Source organism: Streptomyces sp. NBC_01142, assembly GCF_026341125.1.
Classification (GTDB): Bacteria; Actinomycetota; Actinomycetes; order Streptomycetales; family Streptomycetaceae; genus Streptomyces.
This window is the reverse complement of record NZ_JAPEOR010000002.1, coordinates 2,422,152-2,435,791: the sequence shown is the minus strand read 5'-3', so window position 1 is coordinate 2,435,791 and position 13,640 is coordinate 2,422,152. Positions and strand designations below refer to the sequence as shown.

The window sequence follows — 13,640 nt, the reverse complement described above, 5'->3', positions numbered from 1 at the left end:
CCCCTCGCGCCTGCGTTCCGGATCGTTCCTCCGGCGGGCGACACTTCGTTACCTTACCTAATCTTTAACGTCTTCTTGATGCGATCGATCGTCTGTGCGAATGGTGTGCGGATGGTGCTGCGGGTGCCGCGTTACGGACACCGCGTCCGGGCGGGTCAAGTGCTGCGCCTACAGTTGCTCCAGCACTCCAGGACCACCCTGCCCCTCGAAGGACAGCGATGCCCGCCAACACAACCGCCTCTTCCCCCAAGAAGAAGAAGGGGCGACGCGCCCGCCTGCTCGTGATCGTCCTGGTGCTGGCGCTTGTCGCAGGTGTCGGATATGGGACGTACTGGAGCATCAGTACCGTGCGCGCCTCGTTCCCGCAGACCACCGGGACCCTCAAGCTCGACGGCCTCAAAGGCCAGGTCGAGGTCAAGCGCGACGACTTCGGTATCCCGCAGATCTACGCGGACAGCGACGAAGACCTCTTCCGCGCCCAGGGCTTCGTCCAGGCGCAGGACCGCTTCTGGGAGATGGACGTCCGCCGCCATATGACGGCAGGCCGCCTCTCCGAGATGTTCGGATCCGGACAGGTCGAGACGGATGCCTTCCTGCGGACCCTCGGCTGGCGCAAGGTGGCGCAGCAGGAGTACGACACCAAGCTCTCGCCCGCGACGAAGAAGTACCTCCAGGTGTACGCGGACGGTGTCAACGCCTACCTCAAGGGGCGCGAGGGCAAGGACCTTTCCGTCGAGTACGCGGCCCTGGAGTTCACCAACGACTACAAGCCCGAGCCGTGGACGCCGGTCGATTCGGTGGCCTGGCTCAAGGCGATGGCCTGGGACCTGCGCGGCAATATGCAGGATGAGATCGACCGCTCGCTGCTGACCAGCAGGCTCAGCGAGCAGCAGATCAAGGAGCTGTACCCGTCGTATCCGTACGACAGGAACAAGCCGATCGTCGGCGGCGGCGGCCTCGACCCCGTCACCGGGAAGTTCGACCCGGACGCCAAGCCGTCCGGCGGGACGGGCAGTGGGTCCGGCGGCGGGACCGGTACTGGTGCTGGCACTGGTACCGGAACGGGAACGGGTACCGGCACTGGTACCGGTACGGGCAGCGGCGCGAACAGCGCCGCCGGTGCCACCCAGGGCCTCAACTCCCAGCTCTCGGCGCTCTCGGAGACCCTCGACACCATCCCGGCGCTGCTCGGCCCGAGCGGCAGCGGCATCGGCTCGAACTCATGGGTCGTCTCGGGCAAGTACACGACGACCAACAAGCCGATGCTGGCCAACGACCCGCACCTCGCGCCGCAGCTGCCTTCCCTCTGGTACCAGATGGGCCTGCACTGCCGTAAGGCCACGGCCGCCTGCCGGCACGACGTTGCCGGCTACACCTTCTCCGGCACACCGGGCGTGATCGTCGGTCACAACCAGGAGATCGCCTGGGGCTTCACCAACCTCGGCGCGGATGTCACCGACCTCTACCTGGAGAAGCTCAGCGGCGACCGCTACCAGGTGGGCAACGAGGAGAAGCGGCTGACCACTCGCACAGAGGTCATCAAGGTCGCGGGCGGCAGCTCCAAGACGATCAGGGTCCGCTCCACCGGCCACGGCCCGCTGGTCTCCGACCGCAGTACCGAGCTGGAGACCGTCGGCCAGAAGGCTCCCGTCTCCAACTCCGCTCCGGACCGGGGCGCCGGATACGCCGTCGCGCTGCAGTGGACCGCACTGCAGCCGGGCAACTCCATGGACGCGGTCTTCGAGCTCAACCGGGCCAAGGACTTCCAGCAGTTCCGCAAGGCGGCGTCGAAGTTCGAGGTTCCCTCGCAGAACCTCGTCTACGCCGACGCCAAGGGCAATATCGGCTACCAGGCGCCCGGGAAGATCCCGGTCCGCGCGGAGGGCGACGGCAGGACGCCCGCTCCCGGCTGGGACCCGGCGTACAAGTGGAAGGGCTACATCCCCTTCGACGAGCTGCCGTACGAGGAGAACCCGGACCGCGGCTACATCGTCACCGCCAACCAGTCGGTGATAGATGCAAAGAAGTACCCGTACCTGCTCACCGAGGACTACGGCTACGGTGCCCGCAGCCAGCGGATCAACGACCTCATCGAGTCGAAGATCCAGGGCGGCGGCAAGATCTCGACCGAAGACATGCGCACCATGCAGATGGACAACAGCAGCGAGATCGCCAAGCTGCTGACGCCGTATCTGCTGAAGATCGACATCTCCGACCCGTACGTCCGCGAGGCGCAGAAGCTGCTGGAGGGCTGGGACTACACCCAGGGGCCCGACTCCGGCGCCGCCGCGTACTTCAACGGGGTCTGGCGCAATGTCCTCAAGCTGGCCTTCGGCAACAAGCTCCCCAAGGAGCTCCGGATCGAGGGCGAGTGCCTCAGCGTGCGCCCGGCCGACAGCTCGGCCCCGGACGACGATCTCAACGAGCGGGTACGGGAGTGCGGCGAGCGCGACTCCGAGACGGCGCAGCCGGACGGCAGCGACCGCTGGTTCGAGGTGGTGCGCGGGCTCCTCAAGGACGAGAACAACAACTGGTGGCAGTCTCCGCAGACCCGTACGGACTCCGCCACCGACACCCGTGACGAGCTGCTCGGGCGGGCCATGGAGGACGCGCGCTGGGAGCTGACGGCCAAGCTCGGCAAGGACGCCTCCAGCTGGAGCTGGGGCCGGCTGCACCAGCTGACGCTGAAGAACCAGACCCTCGGTACCGAGGGGCCCGGCTTCCTGCAGTTCGTACTCAACCGCGGGCCGTGGAACCTGGGCGGCGGCGAGGCCGCGGTCAATGCCTCCGGCTGGAACGCGGCGAGCGGCTACGACGTGATCTGGGTGCCGTCGATGCGGATGGTCGTCAATGTCGGCGACTGGGACAAGTCCCGGTGGATCAACCTGACCGGTGCGTCCGGGCACGCGTACAACGCGCACTACACCGATCAGACGGACAAGTGGGTCGACGGTGAACTCCTCGACTGGGCCTACAGCGAGCAGGCCGTGACAGGGAAGACCGTCGACACTCTCAAGCTCACTCCCTGAGGCTCACTGCCCCGGGGTTCACTCCCCGGGGCGCGTGAAGCGCCTCACGGCTTCAGGTGTGACCACCGCGTGCACGGGGTGGTCGTGCGGCTCCTCCGGGACCCGCGCGACCACCTCGTTCGCGTACAGCAGCACCACCAGTGCCGGGTCGGCGCCGGCTGCCGCGAGACGCGCGAGGACACGGTCGTACGAACCCCCGCCGCGGCCGAGCCGCATCCCGCGGCCGTCCACCGCGAGGCCGGGGAGCAGCACGGCGTCGGCCTCCAGCACTGCCTGCACCCCGAGCCGTTCCCCGTCCGGTTCCAGCAGGCCGCGGCCCGCGCGCACCAGATGCTCCGCGCCCTCGTACACGCCCCAGTCGAGGTCGTTGTCCGCCTTCAGGACCGGGAGCAGGACGCGTACGCCCCGCGCGCGCAGCGCGTCGAGCAGCGTGCGCGTCCCCGGCTCGCGCCCCACCGAGACATATGCGGCGACCGTGCCCGTCTCGGACAGTTCGGGCAGATCCAGGGCCCGACGGGCGAGAACCGCGGCGGCGTCCGTAACGTCCTGAGGAGACAGGAGACTCCGAGCGGCCAGGAGTTCATGCCGTACCGCACTCTTTCGGTACACGTTGTCGCTCATTGTCCGTTCGTAAACCTCTCGTATGAGCATTTATGAGCATGAAGTTAACCGGAGGCTCATCTTCAGCCCATACATACCGGATATGGTGCTGCGCATGACTCAGTCGCACCCCAGGATCAGCAAGGCTGTCATCCCTGCCGCAGGCCTCGGTACCCGGTTCCTGCCGGCCACGAAAGCCACTCCCAAAGAGATGCTGCCTGTCGTCGACAAGCCTGCGATCCAGTACGTCGTCGAGGAGGCGGTCGCGGCCGGCCTCTCCGACGTACTCATGATCACGGGCCGCAACAAGCGCCCGCTCGAGGACCACTTCGACCGCAATTACGAGCTGGAGGAGGCGCTCACCCGCAAGGGCGACGCCGAACGTCTCGCGAAGGTCCAGGAGTCGAGCGACCTCGCCACCATGCACTATGTGCGCCAGGGCGACCCCCGCGGCCTCGGGCACGCCGTGCTGTGCGCCGCCCCGCACGTCGGCGACCAGCCCTTCGCGGTCCTCCTCGGCGACGACCTGATCGACCCGCGCGATCCGCTGCTGGCCCGCATGGTCGAGATCCAGGAGCGGGAGGGCGGCAGCGTCATCGCCCTGATGGAGGTCGACCCGGCCCAGATCCACCTGTACGGCTGCGCGGCCGTCGAGCCCACCGCCGACGGCGATGTCGTCAGGATCACCGACCTGGTGGAGAAGCCGCAGCCGGCCGACGCGCCCAGCAACCTCGCGATCATCGGCCGCTATGTCCTGGACCCCGCGGTCTTCGACATACTCCGCAAGACCGAGCCGGGCCGCGGCAACGAGATCCAGCTGACCGACGCGCTCCAGAAGCTCGCCGACAACGAGGAGCTCGGCGGCCCGGTGCACGGCGTCGTCTTCAAGGGCCGCCGCTATGACACCGGCGACCGCGGGGACTATCTGCGCGCAATTGTCAGACTCGCGTGCGAACGTGAAGACCTGGGCCCGGAGTTCCGGACCTGGCTTCGCAGTTATGTGACCGAGGAGATGTAGGACCGTGAGCAGCACGATCTGGTCGGTGGACGACCACCTGGAGGACATCCTCGGCACGATCCGCCCGCTCGACCCCATCGAGCTGCAACTGCCGGACGCCCAGGGCTGTGTGCTGGTCGAGGACGTCACGGTCGCGGTCGCCCTGCCGCCCTTCGACAACAGCTCGATGGACGGGTACGCGGTCCGTACGGCCGATGTCGCCGGTGCCACCGAGGAGTTCCCCGCGGTCCTCACCGTCATCGGCGACGTGGCGGCCGGCAGCGGCGGGCTGCCCACGGTCGGCCCCGGCCAGGCCGCGCGGATCATGACCGGCGCCCCGCTGCCGCCCGGCGCGGAGGCGGTCGTCCCGGTCGAGTGGACCGACGGCGGCACCGGCGGGGGAGCGGCCACGACGATGCGCCCGGCCGGCGAGGCTCCGGAGGGCGCGAGCGGAGAGGTGCGCGTCCACCGCCCGGTCGAGGCGCGCGCCCATGTGCGCGCCCGCGGCAGCGACGTCCAGGCGGGCGACCTGGCGCTGGAGGCGGGCACCGTCCTCGGCCCGCCGCAGATCGGCCTGCTCGCCGCGATCGGCCGCGGCACCGTGCGCGTACGGCCCCGACCGCGTGTCGTGGTGCTCTCCACCGGCAGCGAACTGGTCCAGCCGGGTGAGGAATTGGGCGAGGGCCAGATCTACGACTCCAACAGCTTCGCGCTGTGCGCCGCCGCGCGCGACGCGGGCGCCCTCTCCTACCGGGTGGGCGCGGTCACCGACGACGCGGACACGCTGCGCGCCACCATCGAGGACCAGCTGATCCGCGCCGACCTGCTGGTCACCACGGGCGGGGTGAGCGTCGGCGCGTACGACGTGGTGAAGGAAGCGCTGTCGTCGGTGGGCGACGAGGACGTGCCGGGCAGCGGGATCGACTTCCGTAAGCTCGCCATGCAGCCCGGCAAGCCGCAGGGCTTCGGTTCGATCGGCCCGGAGCACACCCCCCTGCTCGCGCTGCCGGGCAATCCGGTCTCGTCGTACGTCTCCTTCGAGCTGTTCGTGCGCCCCGCCATCCGGGCGCTGATGGGCCTCGAGGACGTCCGCCGGCCGACGGTCCGGGCGGTCCTGAAGGCCGACAAGCCGCTCTCGTCCCCCTCCGGCAAGCGCCAGTTCCTGCGTGGTGCGTACGACCCCGAGCCGGGCTCCGTCACCCCGGTGGGTGGCTCCGGCTCCCATCTGATCGCGGCCCTCGCCCATGCCGACTGCCTGATCGTCGTCCCGGAGGCGGACACCTCGGTCGAGCCCGGCGCGGAGGTCGAAGTGGTCCTCATCGGGTGACCGGCGGGCTGTGGCGGTACCGTGTCTGCCCACACAGGCCCCAAGGGTCAGGACCGGGAGCGCCACAGCAAATGAGTACCCACGGCAGGCTGACGCACATCGACGAGGCGGGTGCGGCCCGAATGGTCGACGTCTCCGCAAAGGACGTCACCGCGCGCACGGCCCGCGCCAGTGGCCGGGTCCTCGTCTCACCGCAGGTCATCGAGCTGCTGCGCGGTGAGGGCGTTCCCAAGGGCGACGCCCTGGCGACCGCGCGCATCGCGGGAATCATGGGCGCCAAGCGCACGCCCGACCTGATCCCGCTCTGCCACCCGCTGGCCGTCTCCGGAGTGAAGCTGGACCTGTCGGTGGCCGACGACGCGGTGGAGATCACGGCCACCGTGAAGACCACGGACCGTACGGGCGTCGAGATGGAGGCCCTGACCGCGGTCTCGGTCGCCGCGCTCACGGTGGTCGACATGATCAAGGCCGTCGACAAGGCGGCCGTCATCACCGACATCCGGGTCGAGGAGAAGACGGGCGGCAAGTCCGGCGACTGGAGCCGTTCATGAGCCCGTCACCGCCGCGTGGCGGCGAGGTGCACAGCCACAGCCACGGGCCCGGCCAGGAGGTCCCGGGAGCCCCCGAGGTCCCCAGGACGCCGGAGACCCCCGAGGCCACTGAGGCCACTGAGGCCACCGAGGTTTCCGGCGATGCGCGGCCGGGCGACGCGGACAGCGCGCCGTACAGAGCCCTCGTGGTCACCGCCTCCAACCGTGCCGCCGCAGGCGTCTACGAGGACAAGGGCGGCCCGATCCTCGCCCAGGGGCTGGCCGCGCTCGGTTTCCGGGTCGACGGCCCACGGGTCGTCCCGGACGGTGACCCGGTCGAGCAGGCGCTGCGGGACGGGGTGGCAGCCGCGTACGACGTCATCCTCACCACCGGCGGCACCGGGATCTCGCCCACCGACCGCACTCCGGAGGTCACCCGCCGGGTCCTGGACCACGAGATCCCCGGCATCCCCGAGGCGATCCGCGCGTACGGCCGCGAGAAGGTGCCCACCGCGGCCCTGTCCCGGGGCCTCGCGGGGGTGGCCGGCCGCACCCTGGTCGTCAATCTCCCCGGTTCCAGCGGCGGGGTGCGTGACGGGCTGGCCGTACTGGAGCAGCTCCTTCTCCACGCCGTCGACCAGATCCGTGGCGGAGACCATCCCAGACCTGCCGGGAGTCCGAGCTGAACGCCTTCTCCTGGCCGGTGATCCTGGTGGACGGCGACGTCGCTCTCCGCCCGATAAAGCTGCGCGACCAGCGAGCATGGCGTGAGGTCAACCGGCGTAACCGCGACTGGCTCCGGCCCTGGGAGGCGACCATTCCACCGCCCGCCCCCGGCGGGCCGGCCGCCCGGCGCCCCACGTACCGCCAGATGGTCCGCCATCTGCGCGCCGAGGCCCACGCCGGGCGGATGCTGCCCTTCGTCATCGAGTACCAGGGGCAGCTCGTCGGCCAGTTGACGGTCGCCGGGATCACCTGGGGCTCGATGTGTTCGGGCCATGTCGGCTACTGGGTCGACCGGCAGGTCGCGGGCCGCGGTGTCATGCCGACGGCCGTCGCGCTCGCCGTCGATCACTGCTTCCGTACGGTCGGGCTGCACCGCATCGAGGTCTGCATTCGCCCCGAGAACGGCCCCAGCCGCCGGGTCGTGGAGAAACTCGGATTCCGGGAAGAGGGGATGCGCCCCCGATATCTGCACATCGACGGGGCGTGGCGGGACCATCTGGTCTTCGCGCTCACGGCCGAAGAGGTCCCGGAAGGACTGGTCCACCGCTGGCACCAGGCACGACCCGGGACGCCATGGGAAATGAAATAAGTGTTCGAAATCGATCGCCGCTGACCATGATGTGATCTGAACAATCACAAAAAAAGTCCGTGATATCAGCCAGATCGTGCGACACACCGGGCCAATTGGCGGATCCCCTCGCGCGAATCCCTCTACGGTGTGATGCGTGAGCAGCAGCGGCCTCATCTACGCAGTCATCGTCGGGGCCTGGGCCGCCTACTTGGTGCCGATGTGGCTCCGCAGGCAGGACGAGCTCAATGAAGCCCGTCCGACGGAACGCTTCTCCACCGCCATCCGGCTGCTGTCCGGACGCGGGGCGATGGAGCGCCGGTACGCCAGGGAGCTGCAGGAGCGCACCGCCGAGGAGGCGGAGCCCGACGCGGACCCGGATGCCGCCACGGATCGTTTGAGTTCCGTGGACGTCCGGGCCTTTGCCGCGCCCCGGCCCCGTACCGAAGCCCGGCTGGACGTCCCGGGACGCCCCGCGCCCGGCACCGACCCGGAGGCCGACCCCGCGGCGGCCACGTCTGCGGCCAGGTCCGCGACGGGCAAGCCCCGGCCCCCGCGTCAGCGTCAGCGCGGCGCCGCCGCCGAGCGCGCCCGGCGCACCAAGGTCCTGGCCCGCCGCAGACGGACCACCATGGTCCTCTTCCTCGCGTTCACGCTCGGCGCGATCATCGCCGCGGTCGGCGGACTCGGCTTCCTCTGGGCCCCGGCCCTGCCGGCGGTGCTCCTGAGCGCATACATCATGCATCTGCGCGGCCAGGAGCGACGCCGCTTCGTGTTCGTCATGGACCGGCGCCGGGCCGAAGCCGCTGCGCAGCGGCTTCGCGAGAACCGTCCCCGTCGGCACCAGACCGCTCCGGCGCCCGCCGCCGAACCGGACGAGGAACCCGAGGCACGGCCCGAGCCCGAGCCCGCCGCCGCGCTCTCCCCGCAGGAGGCCGGCCGCCGCGCGCTGGTCGAGCAGACGGACCACGCGGAGTGGGTGGACCAGCAGCGTGAACGCGGTCCGGCGCGCGGCGACAGCTGGGAGCCGGTCCCGGTCCCGCTTCCGACGTACGTCACCGCGCCCGTCGCCCCGCGCGCGACGAGCGGCGTGGACGTCAGCGACCCGGAGACCTGGAGCGCGGCCCGCTCCTCGACCGCGGAGCCGACCCCGGCTCCGGCACCACCCCCGGCGGCCGAGGCGCCCCCGCGTCAGCGCACGTCCGCGTCGCGTCGCAGCCGCGACCGCGGCCGCACCCCGCTCTTCGACCAGTACGCCGACGAGGACCGGCCCCGCGCCGCCAACGAGTGACCCGAGCCTCACCGGCAGGGGTCCGTGACCAGCGGGGAACGGATTTCCAAGCACCCCGAGGGGGATGCTAGAGTTTCACTCGTTGCAAGGGCCTGTGGCGCAGTCTGGTAGCGCACCTCGTTCGCATCGAGGGGGTCTGGGGTTCAAATCCCCACAGGTCCACAACACGACTGTTCTTGAGTTAGCTCAGGAAGAGTTCACAAGATCCCGTCCGATCTGATTGATCGGGCGGGATCTTGGCGTTTCCGGGGTCTGTTCGAGGCAGTGTCCGAACGCGATCGGTGTCGGAGGCGGTGCCGGGCGGTCGTCGGCCTGATGTTGCGGGGTGGTTCGGGTGCGTGAGGCGTTTCTGGGCTGTCGGCGGGCGTGCTTGATCCCGGCGTGTGGTGATGGGGTCTCAGATGGTCTCGCGGGTCTCCGGCCCTGTGGGCGGCGGCAGCCCGGCCGCGTCGGGGGGCGTGGATGCCGATCCGGCGAGCGCGGCGACTCCGTGGGTCGTCCGGTTCGCTTGTGTTCGAGAAGTCTGCTGCCAGCTGAAGAGGATGTGCAGGTTGATGCTGCAGATCATCAGCGCCAGCAGGATGGTCTGCGCGACCCGCCCGTGGGCGAGCCGCTTCGTGGGGTCGGAGATATCGATGCCGTGGCTCTTGGCCCTGCCGTTGAGGCCCTCGATGTTCGCTCGCTCGGGCCGGTAGGCGTCCTGCCAGGTGGGGTGGAGGTAGTGCCGGTTCTGGCGGAACTTGTCGAGCTTGCCGAGGGCGCCGGGGCGGACAGTGATCGTGGGCTTCTGGCAGATCCGCGGCAGCTCGTCCTGGGGCAGGGGTCGCAGTCGTTCACCTTGAGGGATCGGGATGGTGGGTTTGGCCGCAGTGTGTGCGGCGGTGGCCCGCTTGTCGGTGAGGTCGACCACGGCCGGCCGTGGTGCCGGGACGGGGTGGACCTGGTTGAAGCGGGGACACACCACGGCGGGCGAGGGCCCGCTGGCCGGGCACTGGAGCCTGACCGCGCCCCGCTCGTCGGCGGTCTCCTTGAGCTTGAGGTAGTACGGTTCCCGGCCCGCGATCCGCTCGCTGAGCTCGGTGCCGTCATCGAGGTCGCGTACGGCCTTGTCGTTGAGCCCTGTGGTTGCGTGGGCCAGTGCGGGCGGCATGGCGGGGCAGGCGAGGGATCCGTCGACGAGAAGGGCGCCTTGGTGGGTGCCCTGGACGCCACGGTGTTGCTGTTTGTAGTCGAGAACCAGTTGGTAGCCCAGGGTGCGGACCGGCTGGGCGAAGTGCTCGGTCATCTGGTCGGTGTAGGCCCGGTCGGCGGCCAGCAGCCCTGTCGGGAAGCCGAGCGGGGCAAGCTGGGTCAGGGAGTGGACTGTGTTCGGGCCGATGCGCTTGCCCGGGGTGTCCAGGACGAGGCCGAGCGCCAGTTGCGGGTGGCGGCTGACGCGTTCACCGGCCTGCGGGTGACCAGCGCGGTGTCGTCGGCTGGCAGCGACCAGAAGACTGGCGGAGTGTCCGAAGATTCCTTCCTCAGCGCCCCCGCAGTAGTGCCAGCCGGCGGTGAGTTCGACGGATGCGAGGCCCCGCCGTTCGCGGGGCGGATGGTGCCAGGCGGGAACCGGAGTGGTGTCGGCTCCGATATCGCCCTGCCATCCCTTGAGCAGGCCCCGGCGGTGGGCAGCGCGGACGGTGACCAGCACCAGACGGTCACTGATCTCCTGCAACAGCTCTCGCCGACGCTTGCGCTCGGCGTCCGCATCTTCCCAGGCGGCAGCGACAGCTCTGGGCTCTTCGGCCGGCAGGCGGCTGCGCCGGTCGCAGCGGTAAGGGTCGAGGACTGTGGTCAGCCGGTCGAAGGAGCGGTAGATGCGACGGGAGAACGCGATCCTGGCGTGGTCATCGGCGCGACTGCCCTCCGGAACGCCGAGCCAGGAGCGCGCAGGGGCCCGGAGTTCATCGAGGAGCACGCGGGAGACAACCGCGAGGCTGGCGCTCCGGTGATAGTGCAGCGCCAGCAGCAATCCCACCAGCACGGTCCGCACCGGGAGCCCTTTGGGGCCTGGCCGATTTCCCAGCTCGGTGTCGATCAGATGGAGGACTCCGGACTCGCGCAGGAGCGCGTCGAGTTGTCCGACCTTGGAGTCCGGGATCTCCATCGGTGCGTCGGTGACCGGTCGAGGCCGACACTGCTTGATCTTCTCCGGGCTTCGCCAGGCCCGGGGTCTGGTCACCTCGCCTCCGGGCCTCGCAAGAGACGCGCCGCAGTCAGCTCGTCCACGGGTGGGACCAGGTGCTGCCAGCGGGCCAGAGACGCGGCGGAAGCGAGCCCGGCCGCCTGGGCGATCAGCTGGTGATCGATGTGCGCGCGCATCAGCTCGACGATCCACGTCGCCCGCAGCCGGCCGACCGACACCGCGGGCAGCTCCTGCGGCGGCCGGTGGATCAGGGACCAGGAGCCGATCAGGTTCTTCGCGTACTCGACGGTCCGCCTCGGCCGGAACAGGTAGCCGCCGCCCGCCGTTTCTGCCAGCTCCCCCAGAACTGTGTCCCAGGCTGCCCTGGCGACCAGTGGGACCAGCCGCTCGACGCCCCGGTGCAGCAGCGGTCCGCCTCTGCTCGGACGGCACAGATCGAGACCTCGGCTGGCCGCGACCTCTTTTGGCATCAGGCCCAGGCCGGCGCCCAGCCCCAGCAACGCGAGCGCGTCGGTCCGCTGCTGACGGGGCAGATGAGTGGCCCAGTGCCGCAGTCCCGCCAACTCGGCCGCGCAGTAAGGCTGATGCGGGCTTGTGTCCGCATGCATCCGCGCCGGGGACGCCTCCCCGCGCTCACTCCAGGCGAGGGCGTCGCGGACGCGCAGCAGCCACGTCCGGTACGTCCGTACCGATGCCCCCTCGATCTCCCCCACCCGCGAGAGCACGAACGCGTCGATCACCTCATTGCGCAACCACGCGTCCGCGGACCGTTCGAGCCCCGCCGCCTCGGCCCACAACGCCAGCCTGCCGACCACATGCAGCAACCGCTCCACGTCATAAGGGACGGCTGTCACGGCCGCGGCAACGATCGACCGCACCAGCGGAGCGACCTCGGCCCAGACCGGCGGAGCGCTCCTGGGCCGATAGCGAGTGATCTTCAGGGACGTAACGGGATCAAGGACCACGGTCCATACATACCGGCTGGACAAGCAGCCATTCCACAGCTGATCAACTTCAACGAAGGATGGTGCGCGCATGGTCGGCGGACGCGCCCGCGCACGCTCCCCCCGGGAGCTGACCGACGATCCGGAAGCCTGGCCCGAGCAGCCGAGTGCCGACGTGGCCGCCGAAGCGGTCCGCCTCATCGCACGTACCCTCGCCCTGGTCCTGAACGACCAGGGCCTGAGCCTGCGCGCGACCGCCGCCGGCTCCGGAGTGAACCGGCAGGTCATCGCCGACCTCGTCGCGGGACGGTCCTGGCCGGACGTGGCCACCGTCGCCCGCCTTGCCCACTTCACCGGCACCACCCTGTGGCCGGACGGCACCAACACCGATCGCAAAAGAACGCATTGAGCCTCGATCCACGCCCAAAGACGCCAAGCAGCGACCGGGCATGACGAAGTTCGTGGCTCCGCACATCGAGAGGAGACTGCCTCAACTACCCTCGAGAACGCGGGAGCCACCTGTCAGACGGCGCTCACGCACCCGGCACCGCCGAGTCGATGGGTAATCCCTCGGCGGTGCCACCCTCTCCTGCCGCGCGCCCGCGGCCCCGGTTCACCCCCGAGGATCCCCCTGCCGTGGTTTGCCGGCATCGACCGGAGAGATCGTGAACCAGGCCGTCGGACCTTCAGTCACGCGGCCCTCCTTCACCAGACGCTTCAGCCGGGACCTGGTCGTCTCCACCCGCCGGCCCTTCGACATGGTCGAGACGTCCTCGCCGATCGCCGACGCAATGTCCTGCACCTTCATCGCCCGACCCGCCCCCGCAAGCAGCACCAACATCCGCTCTCGCGCCACTTCCCACTCCAACGGGCCGGCCGAAACGGGCCCACTGGCAGGTACTTCCGCATCGGCGGGTTGGGGATCGGGGGCAAGGCCATTCGGCATCGGCTCGGCTGCGGGGCTCTCCGGCGGCCATTGCGTACCGTCATCCTGGTTGACGTGCTCCTCGGCGCCCAGAGACAACAGCGTCTCCCGAGTGATCGTCAGATGAGCCAGCCGCTTCTCAGTCGCCGCGACCTTCTCGCGCAGAGCATCCAACTCGCCACGAACAACCGCCTCTTCCTGATCCAGACGCTCGAACAGTGGCGTCATCCCGGCCTCGCCTTCGCTTGCCGATCCCCGAGCCCGACGGCACTCCGAGCCCCAGCTAAACGTAGGGGCGGCCATAGCAAGATCGCAGAAGGTGACCGCAAATGCCCCCAATCGACCGCCCGCGATCGCCTTGAGCCCGCAGCGAACCGCAGACGGACAACTCCCGCCCACCACGGCGGGCCTCTTGCTCGGTCAAAGGCTCACCGCTACGGGCACGGCCTGCCTCCGCCCTGGTGCTTGCGGGCAGAATGCTTTCCATACGCCGGGCGGGGGTGCGCCTGGGTCTTCGT

Annotated in this window: 12 protein-coding genes and 1 tRNA gene; 9 read left to right on the top strand and 4 right to left on the bottom strand. The window is 69.8% G+C overall.

Going from position 1 to position 13,640, the window contains the following annotated elements:
- The first annotated feature begins 218 nt into the window (after nucleotides 1-218).
- Entirely contained in the window at nucleotides 219-3,029 is a 2,811-nt protein-coding gene (locus OG883_RS28450) for a penicillin acylase family protein (RefSeq protein WP_266546490.1), read from the top strand.
- Nucleotides 3,030-3,047: 18 nt separating this feature from the next.
- On the opposite strand, the gene OG883_RS28445 is transcribed toward OG883_RS28450, so the two are convergent.
- The gene (locus OG883_RS28445) at nucleotides 3,048-3,650 is read right to left on the bottom strand and encodes a 5-formyltetrahydrofolate cyclo-ligase (protein ID WP_266546488.1); all 603 of its coding nucleotides are present in this window, start codon (nucleotides 3,648-3,650) and stop codon (nucleotides 3,048-3,050) included.
- A gap of 94 nt (nucleotides 3,651-3,744) precedes the next feature.
- Here OG883_RS28445 and galU point away from each other — a divergent pair, with 94 nt between their 5' ends.
- The 7 genes from galU to OG883_RS28410 all read left to right on the top strand — a co-directional run bounded on the left by galU (nucleotide 3,745) and on the right by OG883_RS28410 (nucleotide 9,230).
- Entirely contained in the window at nucleotides 3,745-4,647 is a 903-nt protein-coding gene (galU, locus tag OG883_RS28440) for a UTP--glucose-1-phosphate uridylyltransferase GalU (protein WP_266546485.1), read from the top strand.
- 4 nt (nucleotides 4,648-4,651) lie between these two features.
- Nucleotides 4,652-5,953, top strand: a complete 1,302-nt coding sequence (glp, locus tag OG883_RS28435; protein ID WP_266546482.1) for a gephyrin-like molybdotransferase Glp — start codon at nucleotides 4,652-4,654, stop codon at nucleotides 5,951-5,953.
- 71 nt (nucleotides 5,954-6,024) lie between these two features.
- Nucleotides 6,025-6,504, top strand: coding sequence for a cyclic pyranopterin monophosphate synthase MoaC (moaC, locus tag OG883_RS28430; RefSeq protein ID WP_266546481.1), 480 nt, complete (start codon nucleotides 6,025-6,027; stop codon nucleotides 6,502-6,504).
- 185 nt (nucleotides 6,505-6,689) lie between these two features.
- Nucleotides 6,690-7,169 (top strand): molybdenum cofactor biosynthesis protein B, encoded by a 480-nt coding sequence (locus OG883_RS28425; protein WP_266549524.1) that lies wholly within the window; start codon nucleotides 6,690-6,692, stop codon nucleotides 7,167-7,169.
- A gap of 17 nt (nucleotides 7,170-7,186) precedes the next feature.
- The gene (locus tag OG883_RS28420; RefSeq protein WP_266546478.1) at nucleotides 7,187-7,798 is read left to right on the top strand and encodes a GNAT family N-acetyltransferase; all 612 of its coding nucleotides are present in this window, start codon (nucleotides 7,187-7,189) and stop codon (nucleotides 7,796-7,798) included.
- Nucleotides 7,799-7,934: 136 nt separating this feature from the next.
- Nucleotides 7,935-9,068 carry a gephyrin-like molybdotransferase receptor GlpR gene (glpR, locus tag OG883_RS28415; protein ID WP_266546475.1) on the top strand — a complete coding sequence of 378 codons (1,134 nt, stop codon included), beginning with the start codon at nucleotides 7,935-7,937 and terminating at the stop codon, nucleotides 9,066-9,068.
- Nucleotides 9,069-9,156: 88 nt separating this feature from the next.
- Nucleotides 9,157-9,230, top strand: a tRNA-Ala gene (locus OG883_RS28410).
- Nucleotides 9,231-9,465: 235 nt separating this feature from the next.
- Here the strand turns inward: OG883_RS28410 and OG883_RS28405 are convergent.
- Nucleotides 9,466-11,214: a hypothetical protein gene (locus tag OG883_RS28405; protein ID WP_266546472.1), complete on the bottom strand. Its 1,749-nt coding sequence runs from the start codon at nucleotides 11,212-11,214 to the stop codon at nucleotides 9,466-9,468.
- Nucleotides 11,215-11,285: 71 nt separating this feature from the next.
- Nucleotides 11,286-12,242, bottom strand: a complete 957-nt coding sequence (locus OG883_RS28400; RefSeq protein ID WP_266546470.1) for a hypothetical protein — start codon at nucleotides 12,240-12,242, stop codon at nucleotides 11,286-11,288.
- Between the two features lie 46 nt (nucleotides 12,243-12,288).
- Here OG883_RS28400 and OG883_RS28395 point away from each other — a divergent pair, with 46 nt between their 5' ends.
- Nucleotides 12,289-12,606, top strand: coding sequence for a helix-turn-helix transcriptional regulator (locus OG883_RS28395; RefSeq protein WP_266546467.1), 318 nt, complete (start codon nucleotides 12,289-12,291; stop codon nucleotides 12,604-12,606).
- 204 nt (nucleotides 12,607-12,810) lie between these two features.
- Here the strand turns inward: OG883_RS28395 and OG883_RS28390 are convergent, their stop codons facing one another.
- A complete protein-coding gene (locus OG883_RS28390) occupies nucleotides 12,811-13,350 on the bottom strand; it encodes a hypothetical protein (protein WP_266546464.1) in 540 nt (179 codons plus the stop codon).
- Between the last annotated feature and the right edge of the window lie 290 nt (nucleotides 13,351-13,640).

What these genes read in the sequence shown, in the direction of transcription:
- galU (WP_266546485.1), top strand. Translation starts at nt 3,745, where the DNA reads ATGACTCAGTCGCACCCCAGGATCAGCAAGGCTGTCATCCCTGCCGCA.
- OG883_RS28405 (WP_266546472.1), bottom strand. Translation starts at nt 11,214, where the DNA reads ATGGAGATCCCGGACTCCAAGGTCGGACAACTCGACGCGCTCCTGCGC.
- moaC (WP_266546481.1), top strand. Translation starts at nt 6,025, where the DNA reads ATGAGTACCCACGGCAGGCTGACGCACATCGACGAGGCGGGTGCGGCC.
- OG883_RS28390 (WP_266546464.1), bottom strand. Translation starts at nt 13,350, where the DNA reads ATGACGCCACTGTTCGAGCGTCTGGATCAGGAAGAGGCGGTTGTTCGT.
- OG883_RS28450 (WP_266546490.1), top strand. Translation starts at nt 219, where the DNA reads ATGCCCGCCAACACAACCGCCTCTTCCCCCAAGAAGAAGAAGGGGCGA.
- OG883_RS28395 (WP_266546467.1), top strand. Translation starts at nt 12,289, where the DNA reads ATGGTCGGCGGACGCGCCCGCGCACGCTCCCCCCGGGAGCTGACCGAC.
- OG883_RS28445 (WP_266546488.1), bottom strand. Translation starts at nt 3,650, where the DNA reads ATGAGCGACAACGTGTACCGAAAGAGTGCGGTACGGCATGAACTCCTG.